The organism is Brevundimonas sp. NIBR11 (assembly GCF_027912535.1).
Taxonomy (GTDB): domain Bacteria; phylum Pseudomonadota; class Alphaproteobacteria; order Caulobacterales; family Caulobacteraceae; genus Brevundimonas.
In genome coordinates, this window is sequence record NZ_CP115465.1 from 312080 (window position 1) to 332232 (window position 20153).

The following is a 20153-nucleotide window of genomic DNA, read 5'->3' on the forward strand; positions in this document are numbered from 1 at the left end:
ATGCGTATCCGGATCGATCACGAAACCCGCTACGCCTACGACCGCGCCGCCCGGTTCATCGTCCAGGTGCTGCGCCTGACGCCGCGCTCGACCGAGGGCCAGCAGGTCCGCGACTGGCGCATCGAGACCGACGTGGACGCCCATCTGCGCCGCTCGGAAGACGCCTTCGGCAATATCGTCCACACCCTCTACACCGAGCGCCCGACCAACGGTCTGATGGTCCGGGTGACCGGAGAGATCGCCACGGTGAACACCGGCGGCGTGCTGCGAGGCAACCCCGAGCGGCTGTCGCCCCTGGTCTTCCTGCGCGACACCCCCCTGACCCATGCCGACGCCGCCCTTCGCGCCCTGGCCGCCGAGGTCGGGGAGGGGGGCGACACGCTCAGCCGTCTGCACCGGCTGATGTCGCTGATCCACGGGCAGGTCGCCTTCATGGTCGGGTCCACGACCGCCGACCACACCGCCGCCGACGCCTACGCGCAACGGAAAGGCGTCTGTCAGGACCACGCCCAGATCTTCATCGCCGCCGCGCGCCGCATGGGCGTCCCGGCCCGCTACATCTCCGGCCACCTGCATCGTCGCGACGGTGTCGAGCATCAGGAGGCCGCCCACGCCTGGGCCGAGGCCTATGTCGAAGACCTGGGCTGGGTCGGCTTCGATCCGGCCAACGGCATCTGCCCGACCGAACACTATGTCCGCGTCGCCTCGGGCCTCGATGCGCTGGGCGCCTCGCCCATTCGCGGCTCCACCTACGGCGGCGGGCGCGAGACGATGACGGTGGCTCTGCGTGTGCGTCAGATGCAACAGACACAGCAACAACAGCAGTCGCAAAGTCGGTCGTGAACGTCGTTCACCTCGCCTTCAGGGTCGAATCTGTTAGCCTGACGTCTTCTCTTTGGTGGGGGATCGGCTCGGGGGTCGATCTATCGCTATGACTTACTGCGTCGGCATGTTGGTGAACGAGGGTCTGGCGATGATCGCCGACACCCGCACGAACGCCGGTGTGGACAACATCTCCTCCTACAAGAAGCTGCACGTCACCGAGGTCACCGGCGACCGCGTCATCTCCATCGCCACGGCCGGCAATCTGTCGGTGACCCAGACCGCCCTGGCCATGCTGGCCGAGGGGGTGGTGATGCCCGGCCATGACGAGCCCGAGACCCTGCTGACGGCGCCGAGCCTGTTCCGCGCCGCCCAGCTGGCCGGCTACTGCCTGAACCAGGTCCGTCAGGACCTCCAGCCGACGGTCCAGGCCGACGCCCTGAAGATCACCGCCTCCATGCTGCTGGGCGGCCAGATCAAGGGCGGCAAGATGGGCCTCTACCTGATCTACGCCCAAGGCAATTTCATCGAGTGCGGCGCAGACACCCCCTACCTCCAGATCGGCGAGCTGAAATACGGCAAGCCCATCCTGGACCGGGCGCTGCGTCCCAACACCCCGATGTCGGATGCGGTCAAGCTGGGGCTGATCAGTTTTGATTCGACCATCCGCTCGAACATCGCGGTCGGTCCGCCGTTCGACATGATCGTCGTGCCGCGTGACGCCCTGCACGGCGAGCAGCGCCGCATCGAGGCGGACGATCCCTATTTCAAGGACCTCGGCCGCCGCTGGTCCGAAGCCCTTGCCAAGGCGCATCGCGCCATGCCGCCTCCGCCCTGGATGGAAGACGCGCCTATGGCGACGCGGCCGAGCATCGCGGCGGTGGGATAAAGATATCCCCTCCCTCTCCCTCTGGGGAAGGGTGTCGCGGAGCGACCGTGTGGGGACGACCAGGCGACCAGACGACGATCTGTGGGGCTTTGCCTCGCCGCCCCCACCCGACCTCGCCTCCGGCTCAGCCGCCCTCCGCCAAAAGGGGAGGGCGTGCACCGCCCCGAACCGCACCTTCACAATAATTGTTGCGACTGCTTCGCAATTGCCTTGCAGGGCGCGCCGAACTGTTTATTGCGACCGCATCGCAGTTTCAGCAGCGGATCGCCAGAGTGTCCTCTTCCAACGCCCAAGTCCTCCGCGTCCTTCTCGGCGCCTCCACCGCCGCAGGCATGCTTTGCGCCGCGCCGGCCTTCGCCTCGGAACCGGAGGCCGTCGCGACCGCCGATCCGGTGCAGGAGACCCAGGCGACCTCGACCCTGGAGACGGTCGACGTCGACGGCCGCCGCGTCCGCCGCGAGCCCGCCTCGCCCCGGTTCACCTCCGACGTCGTCGACACGCCGCGCGCTGTCACAGTGATTCCCAAGCAGATCATCGAACAGACCGGCGCCACTTCGCTGCAGGACCTGCTACGCACCTCCCCCGGCATCACCTTCGGGGCCGGGGAAGGCGGCCAGCCGCTGGCCGACCGTCCCTTCATCCGGGGCCAGGCTTCGGCCAACAACGTCTTCCTCGACGGCATCCGCGACACCGGCGGCCAGCAACGGGAAGTCTTCGCCCTGGAGCAGGTCGAGGTCATCAAGGGTCCGGACTCGGTCTATTCCGGTCGGGGCTCCGGCGGCGGCGCCATCAACCTGTCGACCAAGTCACCGCGCCTCGAGCGCTTCACCACTGTCTCGCTGGGCGGCGGTACGGACGGCTATCTGCGCGGCACGGTCGACTGGAACGCCCCGCTCTCGGACACGGCCGCGCTGCGGATCAACCTGATGGCCGCCGAGGGCGACGTCCCCGGTCGTGACGCGGTCGACTACGACAAATGGGGCGTGCTGGTCTCGACCGGCATCGGTCTGGGCACGGACACCAGCCTCACGGCCAGCTACTACCACCTGACCTCGAACCAGATGCCTGACTACGGCATACCGCTTTTCACCAAGATCGGGGTCCGCACGACCGATAGCGGCATCCTCGACGTGCCATACGACAGTTTCTACGGACTGACCGCCCGCGACTATCTGGTGGGCGAGACCGACGCCTTCACCCTCGATTTCCGCAAACGACTGTCCGACGCGATCACGATCCGCAACGTCAGCCGCTATTCCGAGAGCCTGAACGACTATGTGGTCACCAATCCGGGCGATGGGGGCAACACCACTTCGGCGCCCCCGGGCGTGGCCTTGGTCAACGGCGTCTACTGGATGAAGCGTGGCCTCAAGTCGCGCTGGAACCCGACCAAGACCCTGTCGAACGTCACTGACATCTTCGGCACGGCGGATTGGGGCGGCGTCACCCATTCCTATGATCTCGGTCTGGAGCTTAGCCGCGAGCGCAACAACAATGCGTCCTGGACCGTCACCACCCTGTCGGGCTCGGCCTGCCCGGCGCCCCTGACCGGGTTCGACTGCACTCCGCTCTACGATCCGAACCCGTCCGATCCGTGGACCGGGACGATCGTGAAGGGTGTCGTCTCCACCAACCTCGCCGAGACCACCGGCCTCTACGCCTTCGACTCGATCGCGATCGGAGAGCGTTGGATCGTCAATCTGGGCGTCCGCTACGACGACTATTCGGTCGAGGGTACGGACGTGACCGGGACGGTCGCGGCGCCGGTGGCGACCTCGCGAAACGGCCAATGGGACTTCGTCAACTACCAGCTCGGCGTCGTCTACAAGCCCAGCCGCAATGCCTCGATCTACGCCTCCTGGTCGACCTCCTCGACGCCGCCGACCATAGCGGCGGGCGACCAGAACGCGGGCAACGGCCAGGGGACGGGCAACCTGGTCAACGTCCTGCTCGAGCCGGAAGACACCACCAGCTACGAAATCGGCGGCAAGCTCAGCCTGTTCCGCCAGCAGCTTCTGCTCTCGGCGGCGGCCTTCAGGCTCACCCGCGAGAACGCCCAGGTGCAGATTTCGACCGGCGTCTACGCCCAGGTCGGCGAGGTCGAGGTTCAGGGCGTCGAACTCGGCGTGTCGGGCAACGTCACCCCGCGGTGGCAGGTGTTCGGCGGCTACACCTATATGGACTCAGAACTTGTGCGCGGCGCCTTCAACGGCATCAACACGGGCGATCCGCTGGCCAATACGCCGGAGCATGCCTTCAGCCTGTTCTCGACCTACACCATCACCGATCGCTTCTCGGCGGGCGGCGGCGTCTACTATGTGTCGAAGAGCTTCGGCGGCAACCAGGGCGGCGCGGGCGGCGGCGCGAACCGCATCTACGCGCCGGAATACACGCGCGTGGACCTGTTCGCGTCGTATGACCTCAACGACCGCGCCAGCCTGCAACTGAACGTGCAGAACGCGGGCGACGAAGCCTATATCATCCGCACCAACGGCGTTCACCACGCCGATGTCGCCCCGGCCCGCTCGGCCACCCTAGCGCTGAACCTGCGCTTCTAGGCTTTCCGGAGACTTCGTTCTTGCTGCTGCACATCCCCGAAGTCTTCAGCAAGGACGAGGTCGCTCGCCTCCGCAGCATCCTCGACGCCGGTCCCTGGGCGGACGGCAACGCCACCTCGGGCCACCTCTCGGCCCGCGCCAAGAACAACGCCCAGCTGCCCGAAGAGAGTCCGCAGGCCCGCGAGGTGGGCGCCCTGATCCAGCAGGTGCTTCAGGCCAATCCGATGTTCGTATCGGCGGCTCTTCCGCACACGGTCTTTCCGCCGCTGTTCAACCGCTACGAGGGCGGTCAGGCCTTCGGCGCCCACGTCGACAACGCCATCCGGGTCCACCCTTCGGGCCTGCGCATCCGCTCCGATCTGTCGGCGACCCTCTTTTTGTCAGAGCCCACTGACTACGACGGCGGCGAACTGACCGTCGAGACCGCCTATGGTCCGCATACGGTCAAACTCCCGGCCGGTGACATGGTCCTCTATCCTTCGCGGAGCCTGCACCATGTGACCCCGGTGACGCGCGGCGCCCGCGTCGCCAGTTTCTTCTGGGTCCAGTCCCTGATCGCCGACGACCAGGACCGCGAGACCCTGTTCCAGCTGGACATCGCCATCCAGCGCGTGGCGGTCGACAAGGGGCCCAGCGATCAGGCCGTGCTGGAACTGACTGGCGTCTATCACAACCTGCTCAGGCGCTGGTCCGAGGTCTGACCGTCCAAGTTCCCCGGGCGCTTCAGCCTTCGCTGGGTGAACGGATGGAGGTCTACCAGCTCAACGACAGTCCCGCCCGCACGATGCGCGGCGGCCCATAGCCCGCCACCCCGTCGCCGGTTTCCGACACCTCGACCCCGGCATCGAACAGATTGTCCGCCGCCACCCAGGCGACGACGCCCGTTCGCACCTCATACTCGGCCCGCGCATCCAGCGTCGTCGCGGAATCCAGCACCCGGCTGTTCAGGTCGTCCTCGAACCGCGCGCTTTCGTAGCGCACCCGCCCGACCAGGGTCAGCCGATCCAGAACCCGCCAGTCCGCCCCCGCCGATATGCTCCACTCCGGCGCCTGGGCTGGCCGCAGCCCCGTCAGCTGCGCCGCCGCCGTCCCGCCATCGACCTGCGCATCCGTCCAGGACACCGCCGCGTCGAACGACAGCCGATCCCCGACCCGATGCTTCGCCGTCAGCTCCACACCCGTCGCCTCGATGGTTCCCGCGTTCTGGCGTTGTCTCAGAACCCCGCCCGCCGGCACGAATCCCGCCCTCGGGAAGGTTCCCGGCCCGACGCCGATGGTCACATTGACGATGGCGTCCTCGATCCGATTCCAGAACACGGTCGCTCCCAGCGACGTCGCCTCACGATCCCACGCCAGCCCCGCCTCGACCCCCTGCAAGGTCTCCGGAACCAAAGCCGCATTGGCCTCGGTCAGGTCGTTCCCGACCCGGAACGGCCGATGCAGTTCGTTTAATGTCGCCGGCCTGAACCCGGAATAGGCCGCCGCACGGCTTGCCCATCCGCCGCCCAGATCGCGCCGCACGGCCAGCCGAGCCGACACCACCTCGCCCGACCGTTCCAGATCGCTCTCGTCCAGCGTCGGCAGCCCTGTCGCCAGATCGCGCTCGATCCGTCGCCCGTTGGCGTTCTCCCAGCCGTCGATGCGCAATCCTCCCGCCACCAACCACGGCCCGCCCGTCCACGACGCCTCGCCGTAGGCCCCGATCACCGCGGTCTCGCCGCCCGCCACACGATCGCGCGTAAAGGCGCCCGCCCCAGCCACGGTCATGTAACGGAACAGCTCCCGCGTCTCGCCCGCGTTGAATCGCGCGTCGGCCCCCAGCTCCCACTCCAGCAGCCCACCGCCCCAATCGACATCGACCTGCCGCACAGCGACGTTGGCGCCCCAGCCCTCGGCCGGGGTTGCGAACTGGTCGTTCGCCGGCGACGTCGATCCGCGCCCCGCCACCACCGCGACCGAGGTGTTGGCGAAGTCGCTCTCCCGCCGCCACACCTGCGCCCGCCAGCCCAGCCTCTCGGCCGACGGCCTACGCGACACCGTCGCCGAATAGCTCTGCCCCGTCGCCGACGACCGCGCCCCGGCCAGACCCGACCCGCGATCCTCGTCGTAGGCCGAGGCGCGCAGCGACAGGGCCGTCGCATCGGCCAAGGCCACATCCGCCCGCAGCGACCCGCTCAACGTCGCCAGGTCCAGCGGCGTATCGGCCGCCCCCGCCGCCGCGCCGCGCACGGGCACATAGCCGTCGCTCAGCTCCCGTTGCACCGACCCGGTCAGGGAGAACCGTCCCGCGCTCAGCGTCGTCGCCGCCGCCAGCCTCTGCCCGCCATAGTCGGCGCTAGACACGTCCAGCGCTCCGCCGTCCGTGTCCCGCTCGCGCAGCTGGATCACCCCCGTCAGAGCCCCGGCCCCATAGGATCCTGCGCCCGCGCCCCGCACGATATCCAGCCCCGACAAGCTCTCCGGCGCGACCTGGGACCACAGCACCCAGCCCCCGAACGGATCGTTCAGCGGCACGCCGTCCAGCGTCACCAGCGTCCGCCCCGCGCCCGACGGCGCGATGGCCCGGAGCGAAATCCCCTGCGTGGTCGGATTGGCCGCGAGACTGGACGTGCGCCGGAACAGGCTGACCGCCGGCACCGTCTGCAGCGCCTCATCGATCCGCGTCGCCCGGCCCAGCACTCGCTCATCCAGCCGGATCACCGAGAAGGCCGCGTCTCCAGCCGCAGGCGGTAGTCGGGCAGCGGTGACGACAATGTCGGGAAGGTCGGCGGGGGCGTCCTGGAACATGCCCGACCGAATACCCCGCAACCGCTACGGTTGCTTGTCCGGCGACGATCTTTTCGTCGCTTGCGCCATCAGGTCATAGCCGCCCCAGCACCTCCGCCGCGAAGGCGGACAGCGTGTCGTCTCGCGCCCCCATCACCACGATCCGGTCGCCCGGTTTCGCCAGGTCCACGATCCGGTCCCCACACGCCGCCCGGTCGTGCAGGGCCTCGGCGTTTCGCCCCTCGGCCCGGACGCCCGCCGCAATGTCGTCCGACCCCACGCTGCGATCCGTGGTGCCGCCGTAGTAGACCGGCTCCGGCATCACCAGCACGTCGTCGGATTTCAGCAGCCCGGCGAAGGTCTCGATGAACTCGCGCTGCATCAGCTTCAGCGGCCCGAACCCGTGCGGCTGGAACATCACGAGCAGTCGCCCGTCGAAGGCGTGCAGGGTCTTCAGCGTCGCCGAGATCTTGTCCGGGTTATGGGCGAAGTCGTCGATGACGGTGATTCCGTTCGCCGTCCCCACCACCTCCATCCGCCGCTTGATCCCGCCGAAGCTCTCCAGCGACCGCGCCGCCTCCTCCAGCGGCACGCCCAGCGCCCGCACCGCCCCCAGCGCCGCCAGCGCATTGGCGACATTGTGCGCCCCTGGGACGTTCAGCGTCATCGCGATCCGCGTCCCACTCGACCGCTCCGTCAGGTCGAAGGTCATGCCGGCGGGGAGGGGCTTCAGGTCGTGGGCGGCGTAGTCCGCCGCATCATTGCCGAGCGCGAAGGTCAGCACCGCCCCGGCCCGTCCGTCATCCACCATCGTCTGGGCCAAGGCCGCCGTCTCCACGTTGTCGAGGTTCAGCACCGCCGTCCGCGCCCGGCCGGTGAAGCCGCCAAACAGGTCGCGCAACTCCTCCATCGACTTGTGGTCCAGCGAGATGTTCGACACCACCGCCACCGTCGGATCGTACCGGGCGATGGAGCCGTCCGACTCATCCACCTCGGCCACGAACAGGTCGGCGCCGCCGACCAGAGCGCTGGCGAACGGATGGTCCGCATCGGCGAAGTTTCGCATCACCGCCCCGTTCATCACGGTCGGCTCGCGCCCGGCCTGCGACAGGATCCAGGCGATCATCCCGGTGATGGTCGACTTGCCGCTGGTCCCCGCCACCCCCACCGAGGTCGGCGCCGCGTTGAAGATCTGGCTCAACAGCTGGGGCCGCGTGACGATCTCCGCCCCGACCCGTTTCGCCGCCCCGATGTCCGGCACCGTGTCCTCGACCGCGCCGGTCGCCACCACGATCTGGTCGCCGCGCACGCCTGACCCGTCCTGCGGATGCAGCGTCACCCCGTGCGCCCGCAGCCAGTCAAACTTCTCCGGCGTCCGGCCTTGGTCCAGCGCCCGGTCCGAGCCCTCGATCGCGGCGCCGCGCGCCTGCACGATCATGGCCAGGGGCAGCATGCCCGACCCGCCGATGCCGCAGAAGAAATAGGAGACGTTGTTGGCCATTCCGCCTTAGAACAGAGGTTCGGGGCCCCGCGCCACTGTCTTTTGCCGCCAGCCTTCCGGAGCGTCCGTGACCGATCTCGCCAAGCTCACCAACGGCTTCAAGATCGGCGCCGTCTGCGTCAGCTCCCGCTTCAATCCCGCCCGCGCCGAGGCGGTCGAGAGCTGGATGGCCGAACACTATCCGGATGGGCCGGTCCGCGTCGTCTTTCACCCTTCCAGCTTTTCGAAGTCCGGCCACTTCGCCGGCGACGACCAAACCCGCGCCGACGCCTTCGTCGAATACGCCAACGACCCGCACATTCACGCCGTCTGGTTCGCGCGCGGCGGCTACGGCTCCTGCCGCGTGGCCGAGAGCATCATTCCGCGCCTGACCGATGTCGCGCGTCGCAAGCGCTACCTCGGCTATTCCGACGCCGGCAGCCTGATGGCCGCCCTCTACAAGGCCGGCTTCCCCCATGTCGCGCACGGGCCCATGGCCTCCGATTCCGTCCGCCGCGACGAGACGGCGGAAGGCGCTCTTTCCTGGCTGGTGACCGGCGAGACCCCCTGGTTCGAGCCCTCCCTCCAGACCGACCCGCGCCCTGCCGTGGCCTTCAACCTGACCGTCCTCGACCAGCTTCTCGGCACCCCGCTGGAGCCCGACCTGACCGGCCACGTCCTGATGCTGGAGGACGTGTCGGAGGCCGCCTATCGCATCGACCGGATGATGTTCCACCTGACCAGCCAGGCCTCGATCCGCCGCGTCGCCGGCATCCGCGCGGGTCGCTTCACCGACGTCACCCCGAACGAGCCCGACTTCGGCCAGACCGGCGAACAGATCGTCCAGTACTGGTGCGAGCGGTCGGGCATCCCCTACCTCGGGACCGCCGACATCGCCCACGACAGCCAGAACAAGGTCGTGCCGTTCGGGCCGCGATGATCACGGACGAGCAACTCCCGGCCAACGTTCGGTTCACCGAATGGTTGTCGCCGGCGCTTGCCACGGCCCGCTTCGCGCGTTCTCTTCCGGACGGGCGCGGTTTTAACGCCTTGGACGCAGAGATCGTCGAAGCATGATCGCAACCCGACTGTCCCAGGGCTTCGGTCTCGTCCTCGCTGGGCTTCTCTTTCTGTTCTTCGTGATCTCGCCGGGAGTTGTGGACCCAGAGTTTGCGGGGATGATCTATGCCGTGCTCGCTCTTGTGGTGGGCGTGCTGTTCGCTGGCCTCTTCTTTGCTCTGCGTCTCGCGACCGGAGGATCGACGATCTTCTGGAGCGGGACGCGCCCGCCGACCCGACAGGTCCGATGGATATTCGCCATGATCGGCACGGCGCTCGCGATTCAGTTGAGCGCCGGCGGGATCCTCGAGCTTGGTGGGTGGCTCAATGAGGAGACGTCCACAGCGCTGGCTCTTCTTGTCTGGACGACCGTGCCAGCGACCTTTCTGGTTTCGAGACGCGTCGAATGGCCCAGGCGGCTCAAAAAAGCTTCGGTAAGACGGCTGGTTCTGACTGGCGTCGTCGCCTTGGGCAGCGCGGCCGCGGTCAGTCAGTTGAAGTTCGCGGCCGCACCGGCCGACTACGTCCTGCCGAGCGCGCTGCCTCTGTTGATTGGGCTGTGCGGGATCCTGGTTATGGCCACTGCCGAGGAGGTCGTGATGCGCCTCCTTCTCCTGACCGCCCTGCTGGATCTGACCAGGTCCCGCTTCAACGCCCTGTTTCTTTCGAGCCTGGTCTTCGCCCTGGTTCACGTTCCCTTGGAGTTCGCCCAAACGATCATCCAGATGGACTGGCCCTATCTGCTGTCGTCTGCTGTGGCCTACTTGCCGGCATTCCTGATGCAGATGCTCATGGGACTGTTTCTGGGAGTGCTGTGGATGAGGACCGGTTCGATCAGCCTGATCGCCCTGACCCATGCCATCGCAAATGTCGGTCCAGCCCTGCTCTGAGCAGGCGGACAATCGACAGGACCGCTTGCGATCGCCTTGATCGTCAGTCACGCGCTGTCGTGCCGTTCGGGCAACGGTCTTAACCCTAACGCTCCCGTTCCCGGCGAACCCTGTCGACATCGAACATGGGTCTGCGTCAGATGATCGCGATGGGGCGTGACGGTTTCCAAACCCTGCCGGCATGGACACGGGCGGCCATGGTCGGCGTGCTGGGCGGAGCCGTTCTCGCGAGCGCGACGGCCGTATCGGGGGATGCGGTCGAGGCGGCCGAGAGCCGCAGCTTCATCACTTCCGACGGGGCCCGCCTTCATTACTTGGAGGCGGGCCCTATCGGGGGTCCGACCGTCCTCTTCGTGCCCGGCTGGACCATGCCCGCCTGGATTTTCGACCGGCAGATCGATGCCCTGTCCGACCGCTTCCACGTCCTCGCCCTCGACCCGCGCGGTCAGGGCGAGAGCGAGGTCACCCGCTTCGGCTACACCTGGGAGCGGCGCGGCCAGGACATCGGCGAGCTGATCGACCATGCGGCCCCGGGACCCGTCGTCCTCGTCGGCTGGTCTCTGGGGGTGATCGACAGCCTGGCCTGGGTGACGCAGGAGCAGGACCCCGCCCGGATCGCCGGCCTCGTCCTGATCGACAACTCCATCGGCGAGCCGCCCGCGCCCGCGCCGCCGCCCGCGACTCCGCCACGCTCCGCCGCCCCGCCGCCCGAGCCGACGCCGCAGGAACGCCGCGAGCGCCGCGCCGCCTTCGTTGCCTCCATGTTCGCGCATGATCCGGGTACGGACTATCGCGTTCGCCTAACCGAACAGTCGCTGCGCATGACCGTCGACGACGAGCGCCGTCTCCGGTCCTACGACGCCCCGCGCGAGGTCTGGCGCGCGGCCGTCCACTCGACCGACCGGCCCGTCCTCTACGTCATCCGCCCGACTTTCCGCGAGCAGGGCGACAACCTTCTCCGCACCCACCCGAACGCCCGGATGGAGGTCTTCGAAGACGCCGGCCACGCCCTGTTCGTCGACGAACCGGAGCGGTTCAACGCCGTCCTGATCGACTTCCTCGACCACCGCGTTTCGAGGGCCGTCCAGTGACCGCCGCCGCCATCAAAACCCGCGCGGCCCTGATCCCGCTGTTCCTGATCGCCATGGGGGTGGTCGGGATCGAGAATGCCCTGACCCGCTACTTCGCCGTCGCGAAATGGTCGGAGTACGGCTACTGGATCATCTCCATCGTCATGGCCGGGTTCGCCCTGTCCGGCGTCGTCGTCGCCCTGTTCCGCGACAGCGTCGCCCGCCACGGGGTCGTCCTGCGCACCCTCCTGCCCGCTGCCATGGTGATCGCCGCGGCCGTAGGATACCAGCTGGTCACGGCCAACGCCTTCAATCCGCTCCAGCTTCAGAACCCGACCACCTGGCCCGATCAGGTGAAGAACATCGGCCTCTACTACGCGGCGCTTCTGCCCTTCTTCTTCCTCGCCGGCCTCTACATCAGCCTGATCTTCGTCCTGAACCACCGGGAGATCGGGCGGGTCTACGGCTACGATCTGATCGGCGCGGGCCTCGGCGCGGCCCTCGCGCTGGGCCTCATGTTCGTCGTCCACCCCTTCCTCCTGGCCCCGGTCCTGCTGGTCCCGCTGGCCCTCTCCACCCTGTTCCAGCCCGGCAAACTGAACTGGCTCGGCGCCGGGCTCGCGGGCGCGGCCCTCGTCGCCGGCGAGACCATCCTCTTCCTCGGCGCGCCCCCGGCCTTCTCCGAGTTCAAGGCCATCTACGCCCCGCTCAACACGCCGGGCTCGGCCGTCGTCGCCGAGATCCGCCAGCCGCGCGGCCACTATCTGCTGCTCGAGAACTTCACCGAACGGGTCGACGCCGACGTCTCCAACAACGCAGGCCTGATGGGCATCGCCGGCCCGCCCTCGACCTATGGCCTCTATCGCGACGGCAACCGCATCGCCTCCCTTCCCAAGGCGGGCCCCCTCGACGCGGCCTATGCCCCGAGCGCCCTCTCGGCGGCGCCCTATGCGCTGCGCCAGACCCCCGACGTCCTCCTTGTCGGCCTCTCCGGCGGCTTCCGTGTCGCCGAAGCGCTGACGCTGGGCGCCGCCCACGTCGACGGCGTGGAGGGCGAACCCGTTCTGCGCCACGTCCTCAGCGCCGGCCTCGGGCCGTCCCCGGCGCTCGCCGCCGACCCCAAGGTGACCTTGCTCGACGGAGGCCCCATCGCCGCCGCCTGGCGCGCGGGGCCGAACCGCTACGACATCATCGACGTGTCCGCCGACTTCGTGGACGCCGCCCCGGCCAACGTCACGGGCGTCACCGAAGAGGCGCTGGCCGCCTACCTCGCCGCGCTCAAGGCGGACGGCGTCGTCTCCATCTCCGTCTCCATCCGCGACTTCCCGGTCTATGCCCTGCGCGTCCTTTCGACCGCCCGCGCGGCCCTGCTGGCGAAGGGCGTCAGCAACCCCGCCGACCACGTCCTGATCTATCGCTCGGCGTGGAACGCCCGCATTCTGATCAGCCCGACGGCCTGGTCCCCCGCCGATGTCGCCGCGCTTCAGGCCTGGTGCGCCGAGCGGTCGTTCGACGTCTCCTGGCGCCCCGGCATGGACCCGGTCGCCGCCCGCGCAGGGCTCTTCAACGACCTCCCCAGCGTCTCCTTCGACACCGGCCAGATGACCTCGACCGGCCCCGACGACGCCATCGCCAACGAGGTCGCGGCCGTCCTCGCGGGGCGACCGTCGCCGTCCTCGACCGCCTTCCACGTCCGTCCCGCGACGCTGGATCGTCCCGCCTTCTACTCGTCCCTGCGCCTCGAACACCTCGACACCCTGATCAAACGGCTGGAGGTCCTGCCCCAGGCCGAGATCGGCGCCCTGGTGAACATCGCCGTCCTCGGCCAGGCCATCGTCATCGCCCTTCTGGTGCTCGCGGCCCCCGCCCTGTTCCGCCGTCGCGCAGGCGGGGTGGAGGAGCCGACGAGGCTCTGGCCCGCCCTCTATTTCCCGGCGCTGGGCCTCGGCTTCCTGCTGGTCGAGATCTTCCTGATCGACAAGGCGGCCTTTTATCTGAACGACTATTCGTCCGCCTTTGCCATCGTGCTCACCGCCATGCTGATCTTCTCAGGCCTCGGGAGCATGATCGCGGGGCGCTGCGCTCACATGCCCAAGGCGGCCTCCCTGATCGGCCTGATCGTCGTCGGCGCCTGGATCGGCGCCATGCTGGTCGGCGCCGAGGACTTCATGATGACGAGCCTCGATCAGCCTTGGGCGAGCAAGGCCGCCCTCGTCGTTCTCGCCGCCGCGCCGGTGTCGCTGGCGCTCGGCCTGCCGTTCCCGCTCGGTCTGATTCAGGTCGGCGACGGCCGCGCGCTCCCTTGGGCCTGGGGCCTGAACGGCGCCTTCTCCGTCGTCGCCACGCCGCTGGCCAATCTGATGAGCCGCGACATCGGCTTCTCATCCCTCCTGATCGCCGCGGCCGGTCTCTACGCCCTGGCCTTCCTCGTTCTGCCGGTCGCCGCGCTCGCGCGTCGCAACGCCCCGGTGTTCGAGCCCGCCGTCCCGATTGATCCCTTCGGCGACCTGCCGACCCCTGAACCCGCCCGCCTCGACCCCTTCCCGGAATCGCAGAGCCAGACGAGCCCCGCATGACCCTGAACCGCCGCACCCTGATCACAGCCGCCGGCGCAGCCTCGCTCACCGGTCTCGCCGCCTGCGACGAAAACACGATGAAGTCCGTCCAGTCGCGCCTGAACCCGACCCAGGCCGCGGGCGGGGCAAAGGCAGCCGCGCCCGCCGCTGCAACTGAGGCCTCGGCCGCAGCCTCGGCCGTGTCCCAGACCGTCCGTATGCCGACGGAACCCTGGACCTATGCCCGCTTCAACGCCGCCATGGCCGCGTCCCAGCGCCCGCAGAGCATCACCGAGGCCCAGTTCACCGAGATCCAGGCCCGCAAACCCGCCGCCATCGAGCGCATCAGGGCCTATCTCGACGGCCGTTTCGGCGCCCACGATCCGAACGTGATCCAGGCCTTCGAAAGCCTGCCCCGCGAATACTTCCACTACGCCTACGCCCAAGACGCCTCGACGGCCTATCAGGCCTATGAGGCCAACCCCAAGCCCTGGGCCATCGGCCACGGCTCGGTCCTGTCGGACTATCTGGGTCAGGCCTACATGACCCAGCTCGCCGCCCCCAAACCGACCGACGTGACGCTGGAGATCGGCACCGGTTCGGGCTTCCAGTCGTCGCTGCTCAGCCGCATCGTCCGCGACGCCTACACCATCGAGATCATCCAGCCGATCGGCGAGGCGGTCGGCAAGATCTGGGCGCCGCTGGGCTACGACAACGTCCATGGCCGGGTCGGCGACGGCTATTTCGGCTGGCCCGAAGTGACCGAGGGCTTCGACACCATCATGCTGACCTGCGTGGCTCAGTACGCCCCGCCCGAGCTGTTCCGTCAGCTCAAGCCCGGCGGCAAGCTGATCATCCCGATCGGCCAGCCCTTCCGCCGCGGCCAGGTCCTCTATGTGTACACCAAGGACGCCGACGGCCGGGTCCACAGCCGCCGCGACGTGGGAGTCTTCTTCATCCCCATGACCGGGGCGATGCAGACGCAGGCGCGGCCGGCCGCCTGATGAATCCAAATCCGGGCTGATGCGTTGAACGGGCTCGGACAGCATTTTGAGGACGCCCAGATGGCCGAGGCCGCCCGCTACGTCGCCCACACGGATTCGGGACACTGCCACATTCTCGAGGCCACGAGCTTCGAGGACGCCGCCCTGACCTTCGCAGAAAGCCATGCGCCTTGGGCCGAGGACGACGCCTTGCGCGTCATCGTCCAATCCGAGGAGGGCGGACCCGAACATTGCTTCGTGGTCCATCTGCACGGCGAGACGGTCGAGGCCTGCGCTTAGGAGTCTGTCATTTCGCCCGTCCCCTCGAAAGCGGGGATGAGCGGGGGGATTTTGCACTCCAAGGCGACCGCGCCTCGACCGAGCTGATCCATCCTCTAAGAATATAATCCTTAGACCTCAGCGGACTTCTCCGGTCTCTTGCGATCGGATCTCAGGACTTGGACTCCTTGGACTCGGCGCCCCGAGACTCCAATCAGGCCGCCTCCGCCCGCACCTCGGCCAAGGCATCCAGCGCCTGAACCAGATCGGCGATCAGGTCGTCCTCGTGCTCCAGCCCGACCGACAGCCGCACCAGCCCCTCGGTGATCCCGGCCACGACGCGGGCTTCGGGCGTCATGGCGGCGTGGGTCATGGTCGCGGGATGGGCGATCAGGCTTTCGACCCCGCCCAGCGACTCGGCCAGGGTAAAGGTCTCCAGGGTCTCCACCAGCTGGCGCACGGCGTCCACGCCGCCCTCCAGCTCGAAGCTCAGCATGGCGCCCGGCCCCTGTTGCTGGCGCGCCGCCAGAGCATGCCCGGGGTGCGACTTCAGCCCCGGATAGTGGACCGCCTTCACCGCCGGGTGGGCGTCCAGCAGCTCGGCGACCTTGCCCGCCGTGGCCTGCTGGCGCTCGATCCGTGCAAAGAGGGTCCGCACCCCGCGCAGGGTCAGATAGGCGTCGAACGGCGAGCCGGTCACGCCCAGACAGTTGGCCCACCAGGCCAGCTCCGCGTGATCACTCGGGTCCGCTGCGATCACCGCTCCGCCGACCACGTCGGAGTGGCCGTTGATGTACTTCGTCGTCGAATGGACCACGATGTCGGCGCCCAGCTCGATCGGCCGCTGCAGGGCCGGCGACAGGAAGGTGTTGTCCGCCACCACCTTGGCCCCGACCGCATGGGCGCGGGTGCAGATATCGGCCACGTCCACGACGCGCAGCAGGGGGTTCGACGGCGTCTCGACCAGGACCAGTTTCGGCTTAAGGGCCAGGGCCTTCTCCAGCGCGACCGGATCGCCCTGGTCCACCCACAGCACCTCGAAATGCCCCTTCTTCGCTCGGGCGCACAGCAACCGGTGCGTCCCGCCGTAACAGTCGTGCGGCGCAATCAGCAGGTCGCCGGGCTCCAGCAGGCTCAGCGGCAGATCGACCGCCGCCATCCCCGTCGCCGTGACCACACAGCCGGCGCCGCCTTCCAGCTCCGCCAGGGTCTCGGCCAGCACGTCCCGCGTCGGATTGCCCGAGCGGCTGTAGTCGTACTTCCGCTTCTGCTCGAAGCCCGCGAACGAATAGTTCGAGGACAGATAGAGCGGGGGCATGACCGCGCCGTGGGCCGTATCCTGATCGACGCCGGAGCGGGCGCAGGTGGTGCGGACGTCATGGGGGCGCTTGGTCATCAGTCGATATCCTTCAGGGCGGTGCGGAGGATGGCGGCGACCACCTCGTCCTCCTTCAGAAAGGCGTCGTGGCCATACAGCGACGGGGCCTCGACCAGCCGGAACAGGGCGGGCAGGCGGGCGGCCAGCTCGCGAATGTCGTCGATCGGCACCAGCCGGTCCGAAATGAAGCCCACGAGCGTCGTTGGCGTCCTGATGGCTTCGGGCGTCACGCTGTGCCGGTCGATCGAGTCCGACAGCGACAGCCACCGCGACGGGGTCGTGTGGGTCCGGTAGGCCTTGCCCCGCGCCGTCAGGTATTCGCAGACGGGATAGGTCTGACCCGCCGACGTCGGGGCCTCCGTCTCGAACCGTTCGGCGAACTCTTCGGCCGTGCGATAGGTGGTCATGGCCAGTTCGCGGGCCAGGGCGACGCCGTCCTCGGGCCGTCCGGCCTCCTCGGCCAGCTTCAGGATCCGCCGCTGGATGCCGCGCCAGGCGGTCGCCTGCGGATGCGCCCGATGGGCGGCGGAGACCACGATCAGCTGCTCGACCCGCTCGGGAAAGAGTTCGGCGAAGGCCAGGGCGATCATCCCGCCGTAGGAACAGCCGACGAAGGCCGCGACCGTCGGATCGCCAATCTCGTCGAGGATCAACCCCAGCAGCCGGGCCTGATCCCGGCTGGTGATGGTGACGGACTGGGCGCCGTCCTCCGCCTCGGGAGCGTAGTCGAAGGCGAGAACCTGGAAGCGGCTGAGGTCTATCGGACCCCGGATCGACACCGCGCCCGACCACCAGCCTAGGCCGTTGGTTTCGGTCCGGTGCACGAACCGCCCGGCGGAGATGCCCCCGGCCACGACAACCAAAGGCGCCCCGGCCTTGCCGTGCAGGCGTCCGACGACCTGCCGCTGGCCCAGTCGCTCCCCCGAGGCAAGCCGGAAGTCCGCCGGAATGTCGACTACGACGTCCACCGCCTTGACGTCGCGACCGATCCGCGCCGGACGCGCGGAGGGGCGACAGAGGGGTTCCGCTGAAAGGGTTTGAGTGTCGAAAGCCATGGTGTCGTCTGCATCGTCCCGCCCAGCAAGGCTCCGGATGCGATGACAGATCGTGGAGACGTCGCCTCGTCGACGCTCCACTCATCTCTCGCGGACCCTTCGAAAAGGACCCTCGCAGGAGTTGGCACCGTTCGGCTGGAAACCGATGGTTGCCCCGACGTCAAAGGGCCTATCCCTCGGTCGGTCTTGATGAGTGACTTTACGTTGCGGCTGCGAAGAGCGCCGGTCAAGAGAAAAAATCTACCCCTCGATTCCCCGGCGCGGCGAGCGAAGTGGCCAAAACGCCTCGCCTCCGACGCTGCGCGCAAAAAAGATGCGCAAAGCGGGTTGACGCCGACGGATCGCGCCGACACCCTGAGATCAACGATTTTTCCTTGGGGTCAACCTGTGTCCCGTCTCGGCTGCATCGCCGTTCCGACCTCGACCGCCGCTCTCGCGGGCCGGTCTATGACGCTCGCCACCCTCATTTCGACCACCACCGGTATGACCACCACCGGCCCCTCGCGGGCGGGAACAGGTTAGCGCGGCGGTCGAAAGACAACCAACCCAACCCGAACCCGCCCGGCCCCAGGCCAGGCGGGTTTTTCATTGCTCAGAATCCATCCCACTCCCCGAACGGACCGCCCCGATGCCCTACTCCAACGCCCGTCTCGCCGTCGTCGAGAAACCGGCCGCCGAACCCAGTCCCGCCGCCGAGGTGGTGGTGCTCAAGTTCGGTTCGTCCATTCTCCAGGACCAGTCCTGCGCCCCCGCCGTCGCGTCCGAGGTCTACGGCCACGTCCGTGCGGGGCGGAAGGTGATCGCCGTGGTCTCCGCGCTGGGCGGTCACACCGACCGACTTCTGGCCGACGCCCGCGCGCTCGGGCTCGACCACGAGAACGACCTCCTCCCGGGCTATGTGGCCCTGGGCGAGGAGAAGGCGGCGGCGCTCGTGGCCATCGCTTGCGACCGGATCGGGCTGGACGCGGCGGCATTGTCCGTACGCGAACTGGGCATCGTCGCCGACGGTCCGTCGGAGCACGCCCACCCGGTCTCGCTCCGGAGCGACGCCTTGTGGAAGGCGCTGTCCGAGCATCAGGTCGTCGTCGTTCCGGGCTTCGGCGCTGTGTCGGCGAACGGCAAGGTGGTCCTGCTGGGCCGGGGCGGATCGGACCTGACGGCGGTCTTCCTCGCCGCCGAGATGGGCCAGAAGCGGGTGCGGCTGGTCAAGGACGTCGACGGTCTCTACGACCGCGATCCGGCCTCGGCCTCGGGCAAGCCGCTGCGTTATCGCCGAGCCAGCTGGGACGACGCGCGGCGACACGGCGGCGCCTTGGTCCAGCACGACGCCATCGACATGGCGCATGAGCGGTCCGTCGAGATCGAGGTGGCCGCGCTGGGGCGCGCCGACTGCACGGTTGTGGGCGACCACTCGGCCCCTCCCGGACCCTCCGTGCCCGACGCTCCGCTGAGAGTGGCCATCGCCGGCTGCGGCGTGGTCGGCGGCGGCCTGCTTCAGAGGTTGCAGAAGGACAGCCGGTTCGAAGTCGTCGGCGTTCTGGTTCGCGACCCTGCCAAGGCTCGCGACGTCGAGGCCCCTGCCGAACTGTTCACCGCCGACCGCGAGGCGCTGCTGGATCTGCAGCCCGACATCTTGCTGGAAGCCCTGTCGGAGGGCGGCGCCGGTCACGACCTGATCAAGGCGGCTCTGGAGCGGGGCATCGACGTCGCCAGCGCCAACAAGCAGGCGATCAGCCGCGATCCGGCAGGCCTGGCCGACGCCGCTCGCGCCCATGGCTCGCAGCTGGCCTATTCGGCGGCGGTGGGTGGCGGCGCGCCCATGATCGAGACCCTGCGCGCGGCCAAGGCGGCCGGGCCGGTGAAGGGGTTCGAGGCGGTGCTGAATGGCACGGTCAACTTCATGCTCACGCGGCTCCAGGCCGGCGCCGACTTCGCCGACGCCCTGGCCGACGCACGGGTCGCTGGTTTTGCCGAGGAGGATCCGTCGTCGGATCTGGAGGGCCGGGATTCGGCTGCCAAGGTCCGTCTGCTGGCCTTCGAGGCCTTCGGCCGGACGCCGGCCGAGGCGGACGTGCCGTGCGCCGTTCTGTCGGAGGCCTTCAAGCCGGCCGGGCCGGTGCGTCAGATCGGGGCCTGCGCCCGCGATGGCGAGGGGCTTAAAGCATCGGTTTCGCTTGACGTCGGGCTGGATGACCCGTTCTTCCAGAGCCTGAACGGGGAGCGGAACGGCTTGAAAGTCTATGGCGAGGATGGGCGGGTGTGGTCCTGCAAGGGGCGCGGCGCCGGGCGTTGGCCGACGACAGAGAGCGTGCTGGCGGACCTGGCCGACATCGTGCGCGCCCGCCACGCGTCGCTAGGACACCACTGAC

At 68.5% G+C, this 20153-nt stretch carries 15 protein-coding genes and 1 riboswitch; of the genes, 11 read left to right on the forward strand and 4 right to left on the reverse strand.

The genetic code is table 11. The features are described 5' to 3' along the window. The 4 genes from O5O43_RS01490 to O5O43_RS01505 all read left to right on the forward strand — a co-directional run bounded on the left by O5O43_RS01490 (position 1) and on the right by O5O43_RS01505 (position 4970). Complete coding sequence (locus O5O43_RS01490; RefSeq protein WP_271085163.1) at positions 1-843, forward strand: transglutaminase family protein; 843 nt, start codon at positions 1-3, stop codon at positions 841-843. Positions 844-931: 88 nt separating this feature from the next. Further along, complete coding sequence (locus O5O43_RS01495; RefSeq protein WP_271085164.1) at positions 932-1711, forward strand: peptidase; 780 nt, start codon at positions 932-934, stop codon at positions 1709-1711. A gap of 272 nt (positions 1712-1983) precedes the next feature. Next, the gene (locus tag O5O43_RS01500) at positions 1984-4269 is read left to right on the forward strand and encodes a TonB-dependent siderophore receptor (RefSeq protein WP_271085165.1); all 2286 of its coding nucleotides are present in this window, start codon (positions 1984-1986) and stop codon (positions 4267-4269) included. A 20-nt stretch (positions 4270-4289) separates the two neighbouring features. Continuing rightward, positions 4290-4970, forward strand: coding sequence for a Fe2+-dependent dioxygenase (locus O5O43_RS01505; RefSeq protein ID WP_271085166.1), 681 nt, complete (start codon positions 4290-4292; stop codon positions 4968-4970). A 52-nt stretch (positions 4971-5022) separates the two neighbouring features. Here O5O43_RS01505 and O5O43_RS01510 read toward each other — a convergent pair whose 3' ends face one another. Both O5O43_RS01510 and O5O43_RS01515 read right to left on the reverse strand, forming a co-directional pair. Then, a complete protein-coding gene (locus tag O5O43_RS01510) occupies positions 5023-7056 on the reverse strand; it encodes a TonB-dependent receptor (protein WP_271085167.1) in 2034 nt (677 codons plus the stop codon). A gap of 73 nt (positions 7057-7129) precedes the next feature. Beyond that, positions 7130-8536 (reverse strand): Mur ligase family protein, encoded by a 1407-nt coding sequence (locus O5O43_RS01515; protein ID WP_271085168.1) that lies wholly within the window; start codon positions 8534-8536, stop codon positions 7130-7132. Positions 8537-8603: 67 nt separating this feature from the next. Here O5O43_RS01515 and O5O43_RS01520 point away from each other — a divergent pair, with 67 nt between their 5' ends. The 6 genes from O5O43_RS01520 to O5O43_RS01545 all read left to right on the forward strand — a co-directional run bounded on the left by O5O43_RS01520 (position 8604) and on the right by O5O43_RS01545 (position 15372). Beyond that, on the forward strand, positions 8604-9455 hold the full coding sequence (locus tag O5O43_RS01520; protein WP_271085169.1) for an LD-carboxypeptidase: 852 nt from the start codon (positions 8604-8606) through the stop codon (positions 9453-9455). Positions 9456-9588: 133 nt separating this feature from the next. Beyond that, a complete protein-coding gene (locus O5O43_RS01525) occupies positions 9589-10464 on the forward strand; it encodes a CPBP family intramembrane glutamic endopeptidase (RefSeq protein WP_271085170.1) in 876 nt (291 codons plus the stop codon). A 125-nt stretch (positions 10465-10589) separates the two neighbouring features. Next, positions 10590-11555 carry an alpha/beta hydrolase gene (locus O5O43_RS01530; RefSeq protein WP_271085171.1) on the forward strand — a complete coding sequence of 322 codons (966 nt, stop codon included), beginning with the start codon at positions 10590-10592 and terminating at the stop codon, positions 11553-11555. Then, positions 11552-14110 (forward strand): hypothetical protein, encoded by a 2559-nt coding sequence (locus O5O43_RS01535; protein ID WP_271085172.1) that lies wholly within the window; start codon positions 11552-11554, stop codon positions 14108-14110. Before O5O43_RS01530 ends, O5O43_RS01535 begins: the two co-directional genes overlap by 4 nt. Further along, the gene (locus O5O43_RS01540; RefSeq protein WP_271085173.1) at positions 14107-15093 is read left to right on the forward strand and encodes a protein-L-isoaspartate O-methyltransferase; all 987 of its coding nucleotides are present in this window, start codon (positions 14107-14109) and stop codon (positions 15091-15093) included. The genes O5O43_RS01535 and O5O43_RS01540 overlap by 4 nt, the downstream gene beginning before the upstream one ends. Positions 15094-15153: 60 nt before the next feature. Then, positions 15154-15372 (forward strand): DUF5961 family protein, encoded by a 219-nt coding sequence (locus O5O43_RS01545; protein ID WP_271085174.1) that lies wholly within the window; start codon positions 15154-15156, stop codon positions 15370-15372. Positions 15373-15565: 193 nt separating this feature from the next. Here O5O43_RS01545 and metB read toward each other — a convergent pair whose 3' ends face one another. Continuing rightward, a complete protein-coding gene (metB, locus tag O5O43_RS01550) occupies positions 15566-16747 on the reverse strand; it encodes a cystathionine gamma-synthase (RefSeq protein ID WP_271085175.1) in 1182 nt (393 codons plus the stop codon). Then, on the reverse strand, positions 16747-17784 hold the full coding sequence (locus O5O43_RS01555; RefSeq protein ID WP_271085176.1) for a homoserine O-succinyltransferase: 1038 nt from the start codon (positions 17782-17784) through the stop codon (positions 16747-16749). Before O5O43_RS01555 ends, metB begins: the two co-directional genes overlap by 1 nt. Positions 17785-17862: 78 nt before the next feature. Continuing rightward, a riboswitch (SAM riboswitch) is annotated at positions 17863-17980 on the reverse strand. A 432-nt stretch (positions 17981-18412) separates the two neighbouring features. Here O5O43_RS01555 and O5O43_RS01560 point away from each other — a divergent pair. After that, the gene (locus O5O43_RS01560; protein WP_271085177.1) at positions 18413-20152 is read left to right on the forward strand and encodes a Gfo/Idh/MocA family oxidoreductase; all 1740 of its coding nucleotides are present in this window, start codon (positions 18413-18415) and stop codon (positions 20150-20152) included. The last annotated feature ends 1 nt before the right edge of the window (position 20153 follow it).